Below are 16,558 nucleotides of genomic sequence, written 5' to 3' on the forward strand. Positions count from 1 at the left end.
CTGATTGGAAATGGAGTTCATGTTTTAGTACACTGGAAGAGGGGAGGGATGCATCGTGAAACCTAAAATCTTTACCTTGAACGAAGCCAACGCTCTGCTGCCTCGGTTGAAGGAGGATTTGGCGAGCTTGCAAGCTCTGACGCGCGAGTACGAAGAGCAGGTTCTGCTGCTGCAGAAGCTGAAGGGCGAGTTCCAGCTGTCCTCGGGACGGCGGGCGAGCGGGGACGGCCGGTTTTTTGAGGCGGAGGGCCGACTTGATTTTATGCGGATGGAAATCCAGCTGCAGGTCGATAACTTCGCGCGCAAAGGCGTTCTGCTTAAAATGATCAACCCCGGCCTGATCGACTTTCCGGCGGTTCTGGACGGGGAGGATGTCCTCATCTGCTGGAAAGAAGGGGAGGACCGCGCCGCGCATTACCACGGCTGGCACGACGGGTTCAAAGGACGCAAGCCGATTCCCGGCGCGGACGCAGAATAGGGAACGGCTTAAAATTCAATGCTATATAAATAGGTTAATATCCCCCGATTCCGCGCATTGGAAAACGGTTTCTCCAACGTCATGCCCAGCTTCGCGGCGACGCGCTCGGAACCCGAATGGTTCCAGGGCATATTCGCGCATACGCGCGTCATCCGCAGCGGACCGGCGGCGAATTCCAGACAGCCTTTGGCCGCTTCGTATCCGTAGCCCTTTCCCCAATGGGAGGCATGGATAATGTAGCCGAGGTCGTTTTCCGGCGTGCCGTCGATTTCGGATCGCATCAATCCGCAGTCTCCGATCATCGTTCCGTCTTTTTTCAAATATACGCCGCATCTTCCGAAGCCCCGCTCGCCGTAGCTTGCCATATTCCGCTCCAGCCAATTCGACGCCTGCTCCTCGGTAAAAGGGGCCGGCCAGAACGCCATCGTCTCCGGATCCGACAAAATGCCGAACAAAGCCGCAAGCTCCGTCCCGACATATGGTTTGATGAGCAACCGAGGCGTTTCGATCAAAGGTACGTTTTTCATCTTCTCGGACCCGTAAAGGGCCCTCGTTCAACTCCTCCACAAGAATAAAATCCTTCCATCGGTCTCTAGAATTTACCATGAAGATCCGCTCCGGATCAATCCGGCTTAATCTGTATGACCAGATTTTTTTCGAACGCAAAAAAACCAAAAACCATGCTCTCGCACGGTTTTCGGTCTGAATAAGGCTATGCCGGCGAAACGCCCATGCTTCATTTGATCCCGAACCGGACGAACGAATCGACGATCTGGCGCTGCAGGATCAGGTAGATGATCAGAATCGGCAAGCAGGACACGGTCGTCGCGGCCATGAGCGAGCCCCACATGTTCGTGTCGGAGTTGACGAACAGCTTGAGCCCGATTTGAAGCGGGGCGTTTTCCATCTTTTTCGTGACGAGCATCGGCCACAAATATTCGTTCCAGCCGTTGATGAACAGGATGATGCCCAAAGAGGCGACGGACGATTTGATGTTCGGCAAAATAAGCTTGACGAGGATGTTGAAATCGCTCAGCCCGTCGATGCTCGCCGCTTCGATCAGCACCTTCGGAAACGACTGAAAGCTTTGGTAAAGCGACAAAATCGCGAACGTGGACACGGTGAACGGCAGCACGATGCCCAGCAGGCTTTCGTTCATCCCCATCTGGTTGACGAGCACGTAGTTGGGGATCATTACCGCTTGAAACGGAATGAGCCACGTCAGGCTGAGCACGGAGAAAATGAGCAGCTGCCCGCGGAATCTCCAGCGCACGAGCGCGTAAGCGGCCAGCAGCCCGGTGATGAGCTGCAGAGCCGTCATCAGGATGGCGACGCCGAACGAGTTGAACATCATCCGGAAAATCGGCATCTGTTCGAACGCGTAGGTGTAGTTGCTCAGCACCGGACTTGAAGGAACGAGCGACGACGTAAAAATTTCCGACTCGTTCTTAAACGAGGAATTCACCATCCAATAAAGCGGGAACACGGCGATCAGGCACATGAGGATCAGCAGGCCGTGCTGCACGGATGCGGCGATCGGCGATTTTTTTTCACGGGCGTCTCCTCCTGTTCTAGTTGTCGTAGAAGGAATATTTGCGGGATAGAGCGTTAAGTCCGAGCGAGATCAATCCGAATACGACGAAGAACAGCAGGGCGGCCGCGGAGCTGAAGCCGGCGTTGAGATTCGAGAACGCGTACTTGTACATTTCGTAATAAATGTTGGTCGAGGTGCCGTAAGGCCCGCCGGTCGTCAGGATGTCGATATAAGCGAACGTCCATTGGCTGGAAAACAAAATGCTCATCGTCAGCATGAAAATGATCATCGGCGACATCAGCGGTATCGTAATGTGAAAAAATTGCTTCAGGCTTCCCGCGCCGTCCTGCGACGCCGCTTCGTAATATTCGCGATTGATCCCGGTCAGGGCGGCCGCGAACATAATCGTGCTGAAGCCGACCATTTTCCAGCCGGTAATGAGCAGAATGATCCACTTGGCCCAGCCCGGATCCGAGAAAAAGGCGATCGGCGCGTCGATTGCGCCCAGCTTCATCAGAACGATGTTCACCAGGCCGTTGGACGGGTGAAACAGCCAGCGCCAGATGGCGCTGACCGATACCGGAGCCAGGATCATCGGGATGAAAAAGAGCGCGCGGTAGACGTTTTTCATCCGCCCTTCCATATGGTGCGTCACGGTCGCCAGCACGAGCGGAATGACGATCGAGAAAGGCAGCAAACCGATCGTGTACAAGACGGTGTTGCCGATCGAATCGAGGAAGCCCTTGTTTTGCAGCAGCCGGGCGAAATTGTCCAGGCCGACGAAGAGGGGCTCGGTACCCGGCACCATGCTCCACTTGTGAAAGGCCAGATAGAACGTGTACAGAAGAGGCCTGTACATCCAGACGGCGAGCAGCGCCAGCGCGGGCAGCAAGTAGAGGAACGGCTTTGCCCGGCGCATGGCCTTCGCTTTGTTCCAGGTCCGGTCGCGCGCGATCGACGGCTTCCCCGCTGCGGGGGAGCGTATTCCTTCCTTATCAATTGGCTCATGACGAGTCCCTTCTTTATTGAATCATGGCGTTAATGTCTTGCTGCGCCTGCGTCAGGATCGCCGATACGTCGCCGTCCGGCGTCATGACGGACTTGGCGATCGCATCGTTGAACGCCGTAACGATTTCCGTCGCGTATTCGCCCGGCCAGATCGCGACCGGTTTAATCCGGGACAATTGCTCCAGGTTGATGCGGTACAGCGGATTTTGGTCGATGAAATCCTTCAGGCCGTTCGGATCGTCCGCCAGGCCGGTGCGCAGCGGCAGGTAGCCGATTTGGGACGTAATAATCGTGTAGCCCCGGTCGCCGGTTACGAACTTAATGAACTCCCAGATCGCAGCGTTTTTCGACGGGCTGTCGGGACGAACGGCCAGCATGCTTCCCGAGTTGACCGGGATGGACGGCTTGTCGCCGAACTGCGGCAGGCCGGTTCCGTACACTTCCCAGCCGCCGGCTTCGGAAGCTTTCTTGAATCCGCTGTAGAGCGCGGTGGAGGTGACGACCATTCCCAGATTTCCGGCCATGAACTGTTCGGAAACCTCGGAATCCGTGCCGGGAGCCGATGCTCCTTTCAAATAGAGATCCTTCCACATCTCGATCGCCTCGATGCCTTCAGGGCTGGCGAACTTGACCGATTTCCGGTCTTCGGCCAGCACTTCGGCACCGTTGCTCAGGATCAGGCTCCGTCGTCCAGCCGTTGTTCGGGGCGAGGCCGAAGCCGTCCTTGCCGGTCGCTTCTTTGATCTTCAAGGAAGCGGCCTTGATTTCTTCCCATGTTTTCGGCGGGTTTGCGGGGTCGAGCCCGGCTTCCTCGAACAGCTTGCCGTTCAGAAAGACGATCGGCGTGCTGAAGGTGAACGCCAGCCCGTACATTTTGCCGTCGATTTTCCCGAGCTCGAGCGCGTTCGGCGAGATGCCCTCGAAGTGAGCCTCCAGCTCTTCGGCGGGGAAGACGTCCTCGTACGCTTCGAATCCGAGGCTGAGGCGGGAGCTGTCCAGCGTGGAGAACGGATGCTGAACGATGTCGACTTGCTTGCCGGCGGAAATGTCCGCCTTGTATTGCTGCATGGTCGCGTCCGCGACGGCTTCGACGACGACGCCTTTTTCCTTGCCGACCGTATCGTTGAACTCTTTGATCAGCATTTCCATTCCGGGCTTCATCGTGGGAGCCGCCAGGCTGTACGTGTAGAAGGTGATCTTGGTCGGGTTCGCCGGGTCCAGCTGGCCCTGCTCCGGCCCGTTCGAAGAATCTGCCGAAACGCCGCAGCCGGTCAGTCCGATGGCGGCGGTCAGCGCGAGCAGCAGCGGCGCTCTTTTTTTCGTGCGGTTCATGTAGGTTCTCCTCCTCTTTGTATCCGTTCCTTCCTTTGGAAGGCGGCGGCCCTATTCCAAACAATAAGCCTGGATGCGTTCCCGGATCCGGCCGTCGATGCCGAATTCGGCTTCCAGGTAGCGGTCGAACGTTTCGTATGCGGTCACGATGCTGTTCATCGAGGCATCCAGGTAACGCTCCCGCAGCTCCATGGCGCTTTGCAGCGCCAGCAAATCGGCTTCGGAGACGAAGGGAGCGATTTTTTCGTACATTTCCCGATTAAAATCCGCCAGCGTTACGTTCGATAACAAATAATCTTCCATGACGGTCTCGTAAGGGACGCCCAGCGTAAGCAGAATGAGCATGCTGCCGACTCCCGTGCGGTCCCGGCCGCCGGCGCAGTGGTGGACGAGCGGCAGGCTCGTCTCCGGCGTTTTCAGCAGCTCCATCAACCGCCGATAGGAAGCGTTGTTGATCGGCAGCCCGGCGTAAAGCCGGAGCAGCATATCTTCCGTGAACGTCTTGTGCAGGCCGCTCGCGAACATTTGCTCGATGGTCACATGCGGCGCATCCTCGGCGGCCTCGTTCGCCGGAATTCTCGTGTTGACCGCCTGTCCGATGACCGGATCGGGCTTCAGCTCGGCTTCGCCGCGATTGCGGTAATCGAACACGTTGCGGAAGCCGATCGCTTCCAGGCGCCGCATATCTTCGGGCGTCAGCCCGGTCAGCTCGGCGGCGCGGAACAAAAGGCCTTTCTTGACGGTGCGGCCGTCCGCCGCGCGGAGTCCGCCCATGTCCCGAAAGTTGTGGGCGCCCTCCAGGAGCAGAAGGCAAGGTGGCATAGGCATTAGCGTATTCGACATTGGCAAGGACTCCTTAAGGGAAAATAGTTCGTTCAGTGCTGCGCGGCAAGAGCGGCAATCGGAAAGCGGAAGTACTCGGCGTTGGAGGTCGGGAGCACGACCGTTTGCACGGCCAGTCCTTCTTCGTTTACGGTGACGACGTTATAGCCGGAGAAGTCGACCATCCGGTAATGCTCCTTGTCCGCCATTTCGCCGCTGAACGCGGTGCCCGTGGCGGCAACGTTCAGGATGCCTTGTTGAACGCCGACATTGTTCGAATGCACGTGCCCGGCCAACACGCCGACGACGTCCGTCCCCGAAATGGCCTTCAGGATTTCATCGCGATTTTCCATCAGATGATCGCCCGGCATGCCGATTACGCCCATCAGCGGATGGTGCAGGGCGATGATCGTGCCTTTCGGAGCCGGCGTTTCAAGCTGAGCTTTCAGCCACGCCAGCTGCTCCTCGTCGATCCTGCCGTTGTGCTTGCCGGGGATCTGGGAGTTCAAGCCGATCAGGCGCAGCCCCTGGATGTCGTGTGCGTAGTAGTAAGGCTCTTCGGTCGGCAGTTCGCCCAGAAAGCCCGAGCGGAACGCGGGGCGGTGATCGTGATTGCCGAGAACGACGTAGACCGGGGCGCCGATCAGAGCGGAGCCTTCGTCCAGGAGCGTGCGAATGTAGGCGTAATCCTCGGCATCGCCTTCATGCGCGAGGTCCCCGGTAATGACGACGAACTCAGGGGCGACGCCCGTCTCCTGCAGGTGCCGGAACGTCATCTTTACCTTGTCGGCCAGGTTGAATTTGGCGAGCAGCCCGTCTTTGCCGGGAGCGTTCATATGCGTGTCGGTCAGGTGAACGAATTTCATGGTTTCCATCAGCAGGTTCCCTCCGAAAATGATTTTGGCAATCTTGTATACAACCATTATTTATCTTGTATGTAAATGGGGTATAAACGAATATTCGAGGTTTTGTAAAAAAAGAGCGCAAAAAAAGCCCTCGAAGCGTCCGCTTCGAGGGCTCGAACAAGATGGGAAAGGAGGCGAATCGGCAATTCCGCGATGTCGGGCTTTGCGTAAGGGGGGGCGATTTGTCGCGGTTATGCGGTAGGAATCCGGCTGCTCAGTACTTCTTCCCGCGATTTTCGTTTGGACTCCAGGATGGCGGCTTTCGCCGCTTGGAAGTTTCCTTCTGTCAAGTGAAGGTAAATTTCCGAGTATAGTTTTTTTCCGGTGTACGGCCGGTTGGATCCTTTCGTCGACCGGTGCGCCACGACGAAGAACAGAATTTTATCCTTATAGCGGTTAAACGTCTCTTGAATCACCCGATTTTCGATCGTCCCCAGCAGGCTGCCCATGAACATCAGGCCGGACTCGTAGTATTCCCTGTATTTCTGTTTTTCGCTCGCTTCGATAATTTTGTCCAGGTACATCCGCAACGCGTTCAGATCCACCTTGTAATGATACTCTTCCATGTAGTCGAGCGCATAAATATATAATGCGGTAAGGAGTTCGAAAATATCGAAAACTTCCATGATGTCGATCTGCTTGACGAGGATGCCGCGCTTGAACAGCGTTTCGACGAAGCCATCCTTCTCCAGTTGCATGACGGCGTCCCGCAGCGGCGTCCGGCTCATGCCGAGACCGTTTGCAAGCTCGTTTTCCGACAGCAGGGTGCCGGGCAAATATTCTCCGTTCAACAGCTTTTGTCGAATTTCCTGGTAGGCGAACTCGGCAAGGGACAAGGCGGGCATAACGATGTTCTCCTTCGGTTGGATGCAGAAAAGTCGTTCATACTAGTATATCGCGTCCTTCGCGCGGGTGGCAAATGGGAGGGGATATTCCGGGTTCCTAAAAAAAACAAAACCGTGCGCACAGTTGAGTAAAAATTACCCATCTCACCGCCTCCGCACGTATACTGCCGATTCAGTTGAGTCGTGGCGACTCATCTTAGCCCGTCATAGGCACATAGCCGCGCTCAGATGAGTAAAAATTACCCATTTCACCGCCTCCGCACGCATGCTGCCGACTCGGTTGAGTCGTGGCGACTCATCTTAGCCCGCCATAGGCACATAGCCGCGCTCAATTGAGTAACAACTACTCATCTTACCGCCTCCGCACGCATGCTGCCGACTCGGTTGAGTCGTGGTGACTCATCTTGACCCGTCATAAGCCATGCTTGCGCTGTCGCCTTCGTGACGTTCCGCCTTAACTCTCGAGGCTCAACGATCCCCGGGAATTTTGTCTTCCGAGGAGATCAGCAGGCTTTTTTATACACAACAAAAAGAACCGCGTTACAACGCGGTTCTGTACATTTTAAGTATGGCGCGCCACGCCGGGATTCGAACCCGGGACGCACAGTTTAGGAAACTGTCGCTCTATCCTGCTGAGCTACGGGCGCGCGACCGAAATCCATTATAACAAAAAAACGGCCAAACGAAAAGGCGCGTTCTTCCCAATCCGATTGCAAGCCCCGCATAAACGCGTTATCTTTAACGTAGCAGAACGGCCGCGGGCCATAACGGTTGGGCGGGGCGGAGCCAACATTGGCGGGGGAACGACAGAGGTCCGGTTTTCGGCTTCCGGCTTGAGCCCGCTGCGTCGGGGAAAAAGCGTTCGATCGAAGTTAACGGTCCCAAACGACCGTTATTCAGGCCGCGGACCTGGGTTTGGCGAAATAGCGGTCTGATGAGACCGTTAATCGCGAGGAGTGCCGCAGGTTTGACGAAATAGCGGTCTGATGAGGCCGTTATCGGGGGGCAATCGTGCCCAAATCGAAGAACGCAAACGAATTAACGGCGCAAAATGACCGTTATTCCCGGAGACAGCTGAAAAAAGCGGTTAACGGCCGGAAACGGCCGCTAATTCCCGCCAGGGAGCCGCAAACGGCAATTCGCGGTCGAACCGGGCCGTTATTTTACTTAAAGGTGGGCCATACATGTCGGTTAACATTCGCGATGTGGCAAGGGCGGCGGGCGTGTCGGTGGCGACGGTGTCCAAGGTGATGAACGGCTATACGACGGTCAACGCCAACACGAGAGAGAAAGTGCTGCGCATCATCGAAGAAACGCAATACCAGCCGAACGCGGCGGCGCGCTCGCTCGTCGGGCAGAGGTCGATGACGCTCGGCGTTTTTTTGACGACCGGGCTTTCGCATCCCTTTTTCGCCAGCGTGCTTAGCGGCATCGACGAGGCCCTGAAAGAGAAGGGGTACGATCTGATCTACCTCGCGCAAGCGTCCAGCCATCGGGACTACAGCATCGTCCGCCACTGCCGGACCCGCCACGTCGAGGGCGTGATCGTGTTCGGCTTTCAGCGCGACGAACGGGACTTCGAGGAACTGATCGGCTCGGGCATCCCGGCCGTGTTCCTCGACATGGACATCGCCGGCCCGCGCCTTGCGGTCATCACTTCCGACAATGTCGAAGCGATGCGGGCGGCGGTCCGCCACCTTCGCGAGCTCGGCCACGAGCGAATCGCCTTCATCGGCGGCCTGCCGGAATCGCTGGTCGGCATGCAGCGCCACGAAGGCTACCGGCTCGGCCTTCGCGACGGCGGCTTGCCGTACCGCCCGGAATACGCGGCGGACGGCGACTTCGGCCGCGCAAGCGGCGCCCGGGCGATGCGCGGCCTGCTCGCCCTGCCGGAGCCGCCGACGGCGGTCGTCTGCGGCTCCGACATGAGCGCGTTCGGCGCGCTCGACGCCGCCGCGGAGGCCGGGCTATCGGTGCCCGTCGATCTGTCCGTCGTCGGCTTCGACGACATCGAGGCGGCGAGCGTCGTCCGCCCCGCGCTCACGACGGTGCGGCAGGACATGCCGTCGATGGGCCGCCGGGCGGTCGAGCTGCTGGACGGCATGATCCGCGACGCGGACTTCCGCCCGCCGGCCCGGGAGGTGCTGCCGACCGAGCTGATCGTGCGCGGCACGACCGGTCGTCCGGCCAAGCCGGGCTCTTAAGCCGCAAGGGAGCCCCACCGCCATGTCACGCCTCCTCTCTCAGCTCGTCGACCAGGTTGGCTTTGGCCATGCGGCGAAGCGGTCCCTGGACGGCGAACAGCCCGACTCCGAACGCGAAGACGCAGGCGACCGCGGCGCCCGCCCACGGAAATTGAAACGTGATGCCTTGAATCCCCCCGTCCAGCTGGACATACAGGAAATAGCTAAGCGCCGTCCCCAGCAGCAGCCCCCAAAACCCGCCGAGCAGCCCGATCCAGACCCCCTCGAGCGAAGCCATCCGCCGAAGCTGCCCGCCGGTCATCCCGACCGCCTGCAGCAAGCCGAACTCCCGGCGCCGCAGCAGCAGATTCGTCTGCACCGTGTTGATGATGTTGAGGCTGCCGATCAATCCGATAACCGCCAAAAATCCGTAAACAAAGACGTTCATTTGCACGGTAAACTGCCGGTTTGCTTTCTGGGTGGCGGCGACATCGACGTATGAAGCGTTCGGGATCGACCGCACGAGACTTTCCAGATACAGGCGAATCGGTTCCGCGTCGGCTCCGTCCTCCAGCGCCACGTCAAACCCGGTTCGTCCGGAACCGTACGCCGAATCGAACGCGATAATGTCGGCCGGTACGAGAGCGGACAGCTTCTCGTGCATCTCTTCCGTTGCCAGAACCGACAAGCCGCTGTTATTGTAGCGGGAGCCAAACGGATTTTCCGACAAAATGCCGCCGACCGTCACTTCGGCGACAACGCGCTCTTGCCGGTTCAGGCCTTCTTCGCCGTAACCGGCGGGTATCGCCAGCGTCAGCTTGTCGCCTACCCAGAGCCGGGCCGCGTCGAGAACGGATACCGGCCCGTCCCGGACCGGGGTTTGGACCGTCTGGACGAGGACGACCGCGTTGTCCGCCGCGAGCCGCTGCGGATCGGTCGTGCCGGAGACGAGATAGCGCCCGGCCTCCTTCATCCGGCTTTCGTCGTACACCCGAAGCAGCGATGGCGCAGACAGATAGCTTTCCCCATTGTAGCTGACGGGTTCATATTTTATTCCCGTAAGCTCCGAATATTCCGGGTTGATCCGGCCGCTCGGCAGCCAGGACTGAAACGCCAGCGACGGATAGGTGCCGTAAACGCCGCGAACCCCGGGGAGAGCCGCCGTATTCTCCAGCATCTCGTCCGTGATCGGCGATGTCCCGGGCTTGCCGGAATCGCCGTATTCATAAACCGAAAAAGCGATCCGGTCCTCTTCGTTGGAGGCGACGGTCATGTTGAACGATTCCTGGGCAAAATAATGAAACACAATAAACAAGGTCACGCTAACGACGACGGAAAACGTCGTGATCCGGAATTTGGTCCGGTTGCGCCGGATGTTTTTGGCCGCCATTTTGCCCCCGACTCCGAAACCGTTCAAAGGGGAAGGCAGCCGGGCGCGGCGCACGGACTCTTGCGCGATGCTGCCGGCGCCTTTGACGGCTTCGACGGGAGAGACGCGGGAAGCCTTGCGCGCGGGAAGCCAGGCGGCGACGTATACCGCGATGAGGCCGACGACGACGCTCAGGCCCATGATCCGGTTGTCCCAGGCAAGCTCGAAGCCTTCGATCGCCAAGATTTGATACCCGTTCGAGACCATGATGGAGATGACGAGCCACAGCGCGCCCCAACCGCACAGCAAACCGACGGGGATGCCGATCGCCGCAAGCGTCGTCGCTTCGCGAAGCACGATATGGCGAATCTGTCTGGGCGTAGCCCCGAGCGTTCGAAGCAGGCCGAACTGGCGAATGCGTTCCAGCACCGATATATGAAAAGCGTTGTAAATGACCGCGCCGGTCGACACGACGACCAGGCCGATCAGCGTTCCGAAAATAATGAGCATCGACTGGTTCGTGCTGTTGTCCGGGCTCTCTCCCAAGTACGTAAGGAGCCGGCCGTTCGTGTTGAAGTTTTCCCATTTGGCCTGGAATTCCGGGAGCGAGCCGCTAATGTCGACGCCCGGCTTGAAGGCCATCATCAGAAGGAGGCCGGATTGCTCGGCGGCCTTCTTGTCGTCCATCCGCGTGTACGCGAAGGAGGCGCCGCCGCTTTGGCCCGCCCGGGAATTGACGAGCGTGCCCGTTATCCGATAGCGGCGATCTTCGCCGTCCGGTCCGGTCAGCTCGACCTCGCCGCCGATTCCGGGCGATCCCGGGAGATGCTGGAGCAGCCATTGCTCGACGACGATTTCGCCCGTCGTCCGAGGCATTTCTCCTTCCTGGAGATGGAGCGGCGCGAGGGCGAATCCGTCCTCGTTCATTTCATTGACTTGAATCCTGTAAACCTCGCCAAGCGACGTTTCCGGACCGTACCGGAGGGCCCCCACCCGATCGAGCAGCGCGTTGTTTTTCATCTCTTCCAGCAAGCCGCCGTCCGCTTCGCCATAGGAGAAGTGGTACGATCCGTATTCGCGGATCGTCTGCTTTACCATGCTGCTCCAGATGCTTTGGCCCATCGTGCCGAGGGCGCCGATCAGGGCGACCGACAGAACGATGCCGAAGATCGTCAGCGCCGACCGCTTGCGCTGTTCCCGAAGATATCGTCCGGCCAATGCGGCGTAGCTTTTCATGGCCGGCTCACCCCGCGGCTGTCGTCGACGAGCCGGCCGTCCTGGATGCGCAGAACGCGGTCGGCTTCCGCTGCGACGTTCATGTCGTGGGAGATGACGATGACAGTTTGGTGATATTGGCGAACGGCGAGCTTGAGCAGCTCCAGCACTTCGCGTCCGTTGGCCGAGTCCAGGTTGCCGGTCGGCTCGTCGGCGAGGACGATCGCGGGCTTGTAGGCGAGCGCCCGGCCGATAGCGACCCGCTGCTGCTGGCCGCCCGACAGCTCGGACGGGAGGTGCTTGCGCCGGTTCTCGAGTCCGAGCGTGGCGATGAGGTCGCGGACGTACGCCCGGTCCGGCTGGCGATGGTCAAGCAGCAGGGGAAGCTGGATGTTTTCCTCCACGTTGAGCACCGGGACCAAATTGTACGATTGAAAAATAAAGCCGATTTTCCGGCGACGGAAAACGGCGCGTTCTTTTTCCTTCAGCGCGTACAAATTTTCCCCGTCGATATAAACCTCGCCGGACGTCGGACGATCCAGGCCTCCGATCAGGTGCAGCAGCGTGCTTTTGCCCGAACCGCTCGCGCCGACGATCGCGACGAACTCCCCTTGGCCGACGCCGAAGCTGACGTCGCGCAGCGCTTCGACGAGCGTCGAGCCTTTGCCGTAGCTTTTGCTTAAACCGGCCGTTTCGATTACGTTCATTCGAATCTTCCTTTCCTCGTTTGAGCTTTACGAGGCAAGTATACGAAGCCCTCCTTACAAAAAGGGGCAGGCCAATCTTACAACCTTGTAAGCCTTCGCGGCTGCGCCCTACGCTCCCGGAGGCTTTCCGCCGCCACCCGGCTCCGTTCCCGAAAGGCCGATCTGCGGCCGGCGTACGGGGAGCGTCAGCGTAAACGCGGCGCCGCCTTCCGGACGATTGCGGGCGGAAAGCAGGCCCTCGTGCCGTTCCGCGATCGATTTGGCGAGCGGAAGGCCGAGGCCGACGCCGCTTCCGCCGGACGAAGTCCGGTAGAACTTTTTGAAAAGATGGGGCAGGTGCTTCTCCTCGATTCCCGGCCCCTCGTCCAGCACCTCCAGCCGGACGAGCGCCGGCGTCCGCTGCCAGCGTACCGTGACGTCGCAGCCGGCCGGACTGTGCTCGACGGCGTTTCGGACCACGTTGGCGATCGCTTCCGCGAGCCACCGGCTGTCGTGCGGCACGACCGCTTGTTCCGCCGGCGCCTCCAGCTTCAGGTTCACCTGCCGCCGCCGCGCCCATTCCCGAAGCGGCTCGACCGCGTCCTCCACCGTGCCCGCGAGATCCTTCGCCTCCGGGCGCAGCTCCAGCGCGTCGGCTTCGAGGCGCGCGATTTTAAGCATCGTCAGCGTAAGCCACTCCATCCGGTCAAGCTCCTGCCGGCAGGTGCTCAGGAACGTCTCGGCTTCGTCCGGCCGGGTCCGCTCCTGCCGCAGCAAATCGACGTAGATGCTCAAGGAAGCGAGCGGCGTCTTGAGCTGGTGGGAAATGTCGGCGATCGTCTCTTTCAAGAAAGCTTTTTCCCCCTTGAGCTGCCCGATCGTCATCTGCAACCGGAGCGCCAGCTCCTGTACCGAATGGGCAAGCAGCCCGAGCTCGCCTTCGCCGTAAAGGCGAAAGCGCATCGGACGGTTCTGCTTGACCGCGCTTTCGAGCGAAAGGGCGAGCGCGCGCAGGCTGCCAAGCTGCAGCCGCTGCTCGCGGAGCAGCGCGAACCCGAGCGCGGCGAGCAGCAGCAGGGCGCCGAAGGCAAGCTCCGTCGCGGTCCGGCTCCGGAACGCGGACACGGCGGGCGGGAGCTCGCCGGCGAGCCGCTCGCCCGCGCCGTGCCTGTCCGCCAGCTCCCGCCCGAGCGCGACCGCCTCCGGGTCGGCGCCGCTCTCGGCGATCAGCTTCGGCAGCTCGTCCGCCAGCTCCGGATGCGCGGAAGCGAGCGTGCCGATCACGGCCGCTTGCCGGTCGTACCAGTCGCGCTCCAGCCGCTCGGACGCGTAGTTCGAGAACAGCCCGATCAAAACCGCGGCCGCGACCAGCGCGGCAAGCAAAATGGCGGCAAGCCGGCGGACGGGCGGATTGCGCCATAGCCGGGAGGCGGTCAGGGGACTTTCGTCTATCCGTTCCATCGGTATCCGGCTCCCCTTACCGTTACGATCCGCTGCGGATCGTTGGGCGTTTCTTCGATTTTTTCGCGGAGTCTCCGAATGTTTACCGCGACCGTATTATCGTCGAGAAAGTCCCCGTCGTTTTGCCATAAGCGCTGAACGATTTGCTCCTTCGACAGCACGGCGCGGGGATGCTTCATCAGCAGGGAAAGCAGGCGAAATTCCGTCATGCTGAGCGAAACGGGCGCGCCTTGCTTTTCGACGCGCATTTCATCGGGGAACAGGACCAGGTCGCCCGATTGCAGCGCCGCATCGCCGGCGGACGAAGGCGGGACGGAGCGTCGTCGCAGCACCGCCTGAATTCTCGACAGAAACTCCCGCAGTCGAAACGGCTTCGTAATGTAATCGTCTCCCCCGATGTCGAGCCCTCGGACGACGTCGATTTCCGTATCGCTCGCCGTCAGGAAGACGACGGGAACGTCGGTCCGTTCGCGCAGCCAAACGCAAAAGTCGAAGCCGCTGCCGTCCGGCAACTGCACGTCCAGAACGATCAGATCAAAGTCTTGTTGAACGACGGCTGCTTGCGCGTCGGCAATCGACCTCGCGCCGGATACCGCATACCCTTCCTGACGAAGCGTAAACTCGACGCCGCGATGAAGGGCTTCGTCGTCTTCCACCAGCAGCAAGCGAGGCGCCATTTTGTTCGCACATCCTTTTGTTGTATTTTGTGGAATACTACTTTCGGATTAATCCACGGGCAGTCAGACCCAAAAATTGTCGTAAATTGAAGGAAATTATAACGTTGTTATCGACACTATTCTACATGATTCAAGAAATAATTAACTTATAATAAGGAAGAGTTAAAAATAGGAATCGTTGCTCGGCGAATTTGCCGGAAAGGGGCGGCCAGGAGACCTATGGACAATCAGCTCATCATTCATCGCCTGCAATCGTTGCAGAACAGACTGCGAGAGTTGGCGGACAACCTGGGAAATCTGACCGATCCCGAAATCCTCAGAGTCAGCGAAGAAGCGGACCGACTGATCGTTCAATTGCAAAGGATGTACCTGGAACAAGCCGGCAGGCACCGGCACGGCAAGGAAGCGTTATTTCCGGACCCGCAACCTCCGGAAAAAGTCCGTCAAGAGGGCGGCGCATTGTCCCTGAAGCACTCCTGACGTCCATTCGGTCGTATGATTGAAACGATGATCTTGCAGCAAATCCATCAACGTGCCGACGCAGCCCGCTTTCGGATCTTGAGTTCCATAGACGACCCTCTCTACCCGAGACTGAAGGATCGCGCCCGCGCACATCGGGCATGGCTCCAGCGTGACGTATAAGGTGCATCCCAATAACCGCCAAGCCTTCAGATTTTCGCTTGCCTGCCGGATCGCAACCATCTCGGCGTGGCCGGTGGGATCCTTCGTCGTCTCCCTTACGTTATACCCGGCTCCGATCACGATGCCTTCCCGGACAATGACCGCGCCGATCGGCACTTCTCCGAGCCGTTCGGCTATTTTGGCTTGGTTAATGGCCTCTTGCATCCACAATTCGTCCTCCGACAAGGGGGCAGCTCCTCTCTTTTCCCGCGAACATTCATTCGTTGTTAACATGCTGTGCACAATTTTGTGGATAAAATAACTTTACCCACAGAGTTATACACAATATTGTGATTAAATTGGGGATATTGTGATTCGTTTGGGGATAAGTTCCGCCGTCTTCGGTTCTGCTTATCATTTTATCAAAGGGGATTGGAAGTGCAAATTCAACCGGAACGCGAATATAGATATAGAAGGTGTGGACAACCCGAATCCAACGCCCAAGGAGGGATGGCTGTGAGTTTGACGAAGCCTGTCGGTTACCGCTTTCGCGTTCGGCCGGGACGGGAAGCGTCGGGCAAGACGAGCATTTTGGGGCAGGCCACTTGCACGGCGGAAGAGCTGACTTCGTTCGCCAGAAGGCGGAATGCCGGAGCGCCCGATTGCGCCGGGTGGTATGTGGAGATCGGCGAGCGTTACGGCGTGCGGGGGGATTTGGCCTATTGCCAGGCGATGTACGACACGAAAATGTGGACAAAAGAGGCCCCGCCTTCGGAGGAAAAGCTGGCCGAAACGGCGGAAGCCCGGATTCGCGAGCTGCGAAGCTTTGCCGTCGAAGGTCCGCCGTTCGGAGTGCCGAGGACGGCCGTGAGCATGGCCCAGGACGAGCGGAAAATGAAGCAAAGCCGGCCGCGCTGCTGGGAGGATTTGAACGGGAAATGGCCGGGCGCGGGCGACCGTTACGGCCAGGACATCGTATCCATTTGGAGAAACCTGCTGGAATGGGCAGGTAAAGGAGGCGTGCGCGTGGAAAAGAAAGGGGAGAACGGTTCGACGACGTCCGAACGGAACGAGGACGATCTTGCTTGGCTGCGCGAGCGGCGGCTGCTGCCGCTGCCGGAGCCTTCGTCGGGCCGGGGCGTGACCTGGGGCGAACTGGCCGCGCTGCTGCGGCGGCTGGAGGAAAGGCGTCCGGAGGAAGGGCGTTCGGGCAACGCCGCTGCCGAAGGCTGAAGGCTGAAGGGGCGAAGGCCGGCCGAGGAAGGGGCAGGCGGGCGCGGCGGATTTATTGGCAAGCGGAGCGAGGCCTATGTTGGATTTTGTCCAATCAAGGGAGCGCAAAATGCGGAAACCGTTGGCTTGAATGGATTTTATCCAACGAGCAACTTGGAATTTGGGCGAAAACGCGGAAAAGGCCTCGCC

The 16,558-nt window shown here is 59.2% G+C and carries 15 protein-coding genes, 1 tRNA gene and 1 pseudogene; 4 read left to right on the forward strand and 13 right to left on the reverse strand.

The features are described from left to right. Positions 1-55 precede the first annotated feature (55 nt). The gene (locus JW799_RS08290; RefSeq protein WP_080832182.1) at positions 56-478 is read left to right on the forward strand and encodes a DUF2203 domain-containing protein; all 423 of its coding nucleotides are present in this window, start codon (positions 56-58) and stop codon (positions 476-478) included. 8 nt (positions 479-486) lie between these two features. Here JW799_RS08290 and JW799_RS08295 read toward each other — a convergent pair whose 3' ends face one another. The 8 genes and pseudogenes from JW799_RS08295 to JW799_RS08335 all read right to left on the reverse strand — a co-directional run bounded on the left by JW799_RS08295 (position 487) and on the right by JW799_RS08335 (position 7,571). Continuing rightward, positions 487-1,005 (reverse strand): GNAT family N-acetyltransferase, encoded by a 519-nt coding sequence (locus JW799_RS08295; protein WP_080832181.1) that lies wholly within the window; start codon positions 1,003-1,005, stop codon positions 487-489. A 209-nt stretch (positions 1,006-1,214) separates the two neighbouring features. Beyond that, a complete protein-coding gene (locus JW799_RS08300; protein ID WP_338026240.1) occupies positions 1,215-2,003 on the reverse strand; it encodes a carbohydrate ABC transporter permease in 789 nt (262 codons plus the stop codon). Between the two features lie 46 nt (positions 2,004-2,049). Then, the gene (locus JW799_RS08305; protein WP_205429384.1) at positions 2,050-2,931 is read right to left on the reverse strand and encodes a carbohydrate ABC transporter permease; all 882 of its coding nucleotides are present in this window, start codon (positions 2,929-2,931) and stop codon (positions 2,050-2,052) included. A gap of 103 nt (positions 2,932-3,034) precedes the next feature. Continuing rightward, positions 3,035-4,352 (reverse strand): annotated as a pseudogene (locus JW799_RS29995) (ABC transporter substrate-binding protein). Positions 4,353-4,403: 51 nt separating this feature from the next. Then, positions 4,404-5,195 carry a tyrosine-protein phosphatase gene (locus JW799_RS08320; RefSeq protein WP_205429387.1) on the reverse strand — a complete coding sequence of 264 codons (792 nt, stop codon included), beginning with the start codon at positions 5,193-5,195 and terminating at the stop codon, positions 4,404-4,406. Positions 5,196-5,227: 32 nt separating this feature from the next. Further along, complete coding sequence (locus JW799_RS08325; protein ID WP_205429388.1) at positions 5,228-6,049, reverse strand: metallophosphoesterase family protein; 822 nt, start codon at positions 6,047-6,049, stop codon at positions 5,228-5,230. A gap of 221 nt (positions 6,050-6,270) precedes the next feature. Next, positions 6,271-6,924 (reverse strand): GntR family transcriptional regulator, encoded by a 654-nt coding sequence (locus JW799_RS08330; protein WP_080832175.1) that lies wholly within the window; start codon positions 6,922-6,924, stop codon positions 6,271-6,273. A gap of 569 nt (positions 6,925-7,493) precedes the next feature. After that, a tRNA-Arg gene (locus JW799_RS08335) sits at positions 7,494-7,571 on the reverse strand. A 537-nt stretch (positions 7,572-8,108) separates the two neighbouring features. On the opposite strand from JW799_RS08335, the gene JW799_RS08340 reads away from it, so the two are divergent. Continuing rightward, positions 8,109-9,128, forward strand: coding sequence for a LacI family DNA-binding transcriptional regulator (locus JW799_RS08340; RefSeq protein ID WP_080832174.1), 1,020 nt, complete (start codon positions 8,109-8,111; stop codon positions 9,126-9,128). A 25-nt stretch (positions 9,129-9,153) separates the two neighbouring features. On the opposite strand, the gene JW799_RS08345 is transcribed toward JW799_RS08340, so the two are convergent. The 4 genes from JW799_RS08345 to JW799_RS08360 all read right to left on the reverse strand — a co-directional run bounded on the left by JW799_RS08345 (position 9,154) and on the right by JW799_RS08360 (position 14,515). Then, positions 9,154-11,712: an ABC transporter permease gene (locus JW799_RS08345; RefSeq protein ID WP_205429390.1), complete on the reverse strand. Its 2,559-nt coding sequence runs from the start codon at positions 11,710-11,712 to the stop codon at positions 9,154-9,156. Further along, a complete protein-coding gene (locus JW799_RS08350; protein ID WP_205429391.1) occupies positions 11,709-12,398 on the reverse strand; it encodes an ABC transporter ATP-binding protein in 690 nt (229 codons plus the stop codon). Before JW799_RS08350 ends, JW799_RS08345 begins: the two co-directional genes overlap by 4 nt. Positions 12,399-12,506: 108 nt before the next feature. Beyond that, complete coding sequence (locus JW799_RS08355) at positions 12,507-13,838, reverse strand: sensor histidine kinase (protein WP_080832171.1); 1,332 nt, start codon at positions 13,836-13,838, stop codon at positions 12,507-12,509. Beyond that, on the reverse strand, positions 13,826-14,515 hold the full coding sequence (locus tag JW799_RS08360) for a response regulator transcription factor (protein ID WP_080832170.1): 690 nt from the start codon (positions 14,513-14,515) through the stop codon (positions 13,826-13,828). Before JW799_RS08360 ends, JW799_RS08355 begins: the two co-directional genes overlap by 13 nt. Before the next feature lie 219 nt (positions 14,516-14,734). On the opposite strand from JW799_RS08360, the gene JW799_RS08365 reads away from it, so the two are divergent. Continuing rightward, positions 14,735-14,995 (forward strand): aspartyl-phosphate phosphatase Spo0E family protein, encoded by a 261-nt coding sequence (locus tag JW799_RS08365; protein ID WP_080832169.1) that lies wholly within the window; start codon positions 14,735-14,737, stop codon positions 14,993-14,995. On the opposite strand, the gene tadA is transcribed toward JW799_RS08365, so the two are convergent. After that, positions 14,924-15,382, reverse strand: coding sequence for a tRNA adenosine(34) deaminase TadA (gene tadA, locus JW799_RS08370; RefSeq protein ID WP_275901451.1), 459 nt, complete (start codon positions 15,380-15,382; stop codon positions 14,924-14,926). The two genes, JW799_RS08365 and tadA, sit on opposite strands and share 72 nt — an antisense overlap. Before the next feature lie 270 nt (positions 15,383-15,652). On the opposite strand from tadA, the gene JW799_RS08375 reads away from it, so the two are divergent. Further along, complete coding sequence (locus tag JW799_RS08375; protein WP_080832167.1) at positions 15,653-16,369, forward strand: hypothetical protein; 717 nt, start codon at positions 15,653-15,655, stop codon at positions 16,367-16,369. Positions 16,370-16,558 lie beyond the last annotated feature (189 nt).

It is taken from the genome of Cohnella algarum, from assembly GCF_016937515.1.
In the GTDB taxonomy this organism is placed as follows: Bacteria; Bacillota; Bacilli; order Paenibacillales; family Paenibacillaceae; genus Cohnella; species Cohnella algarum.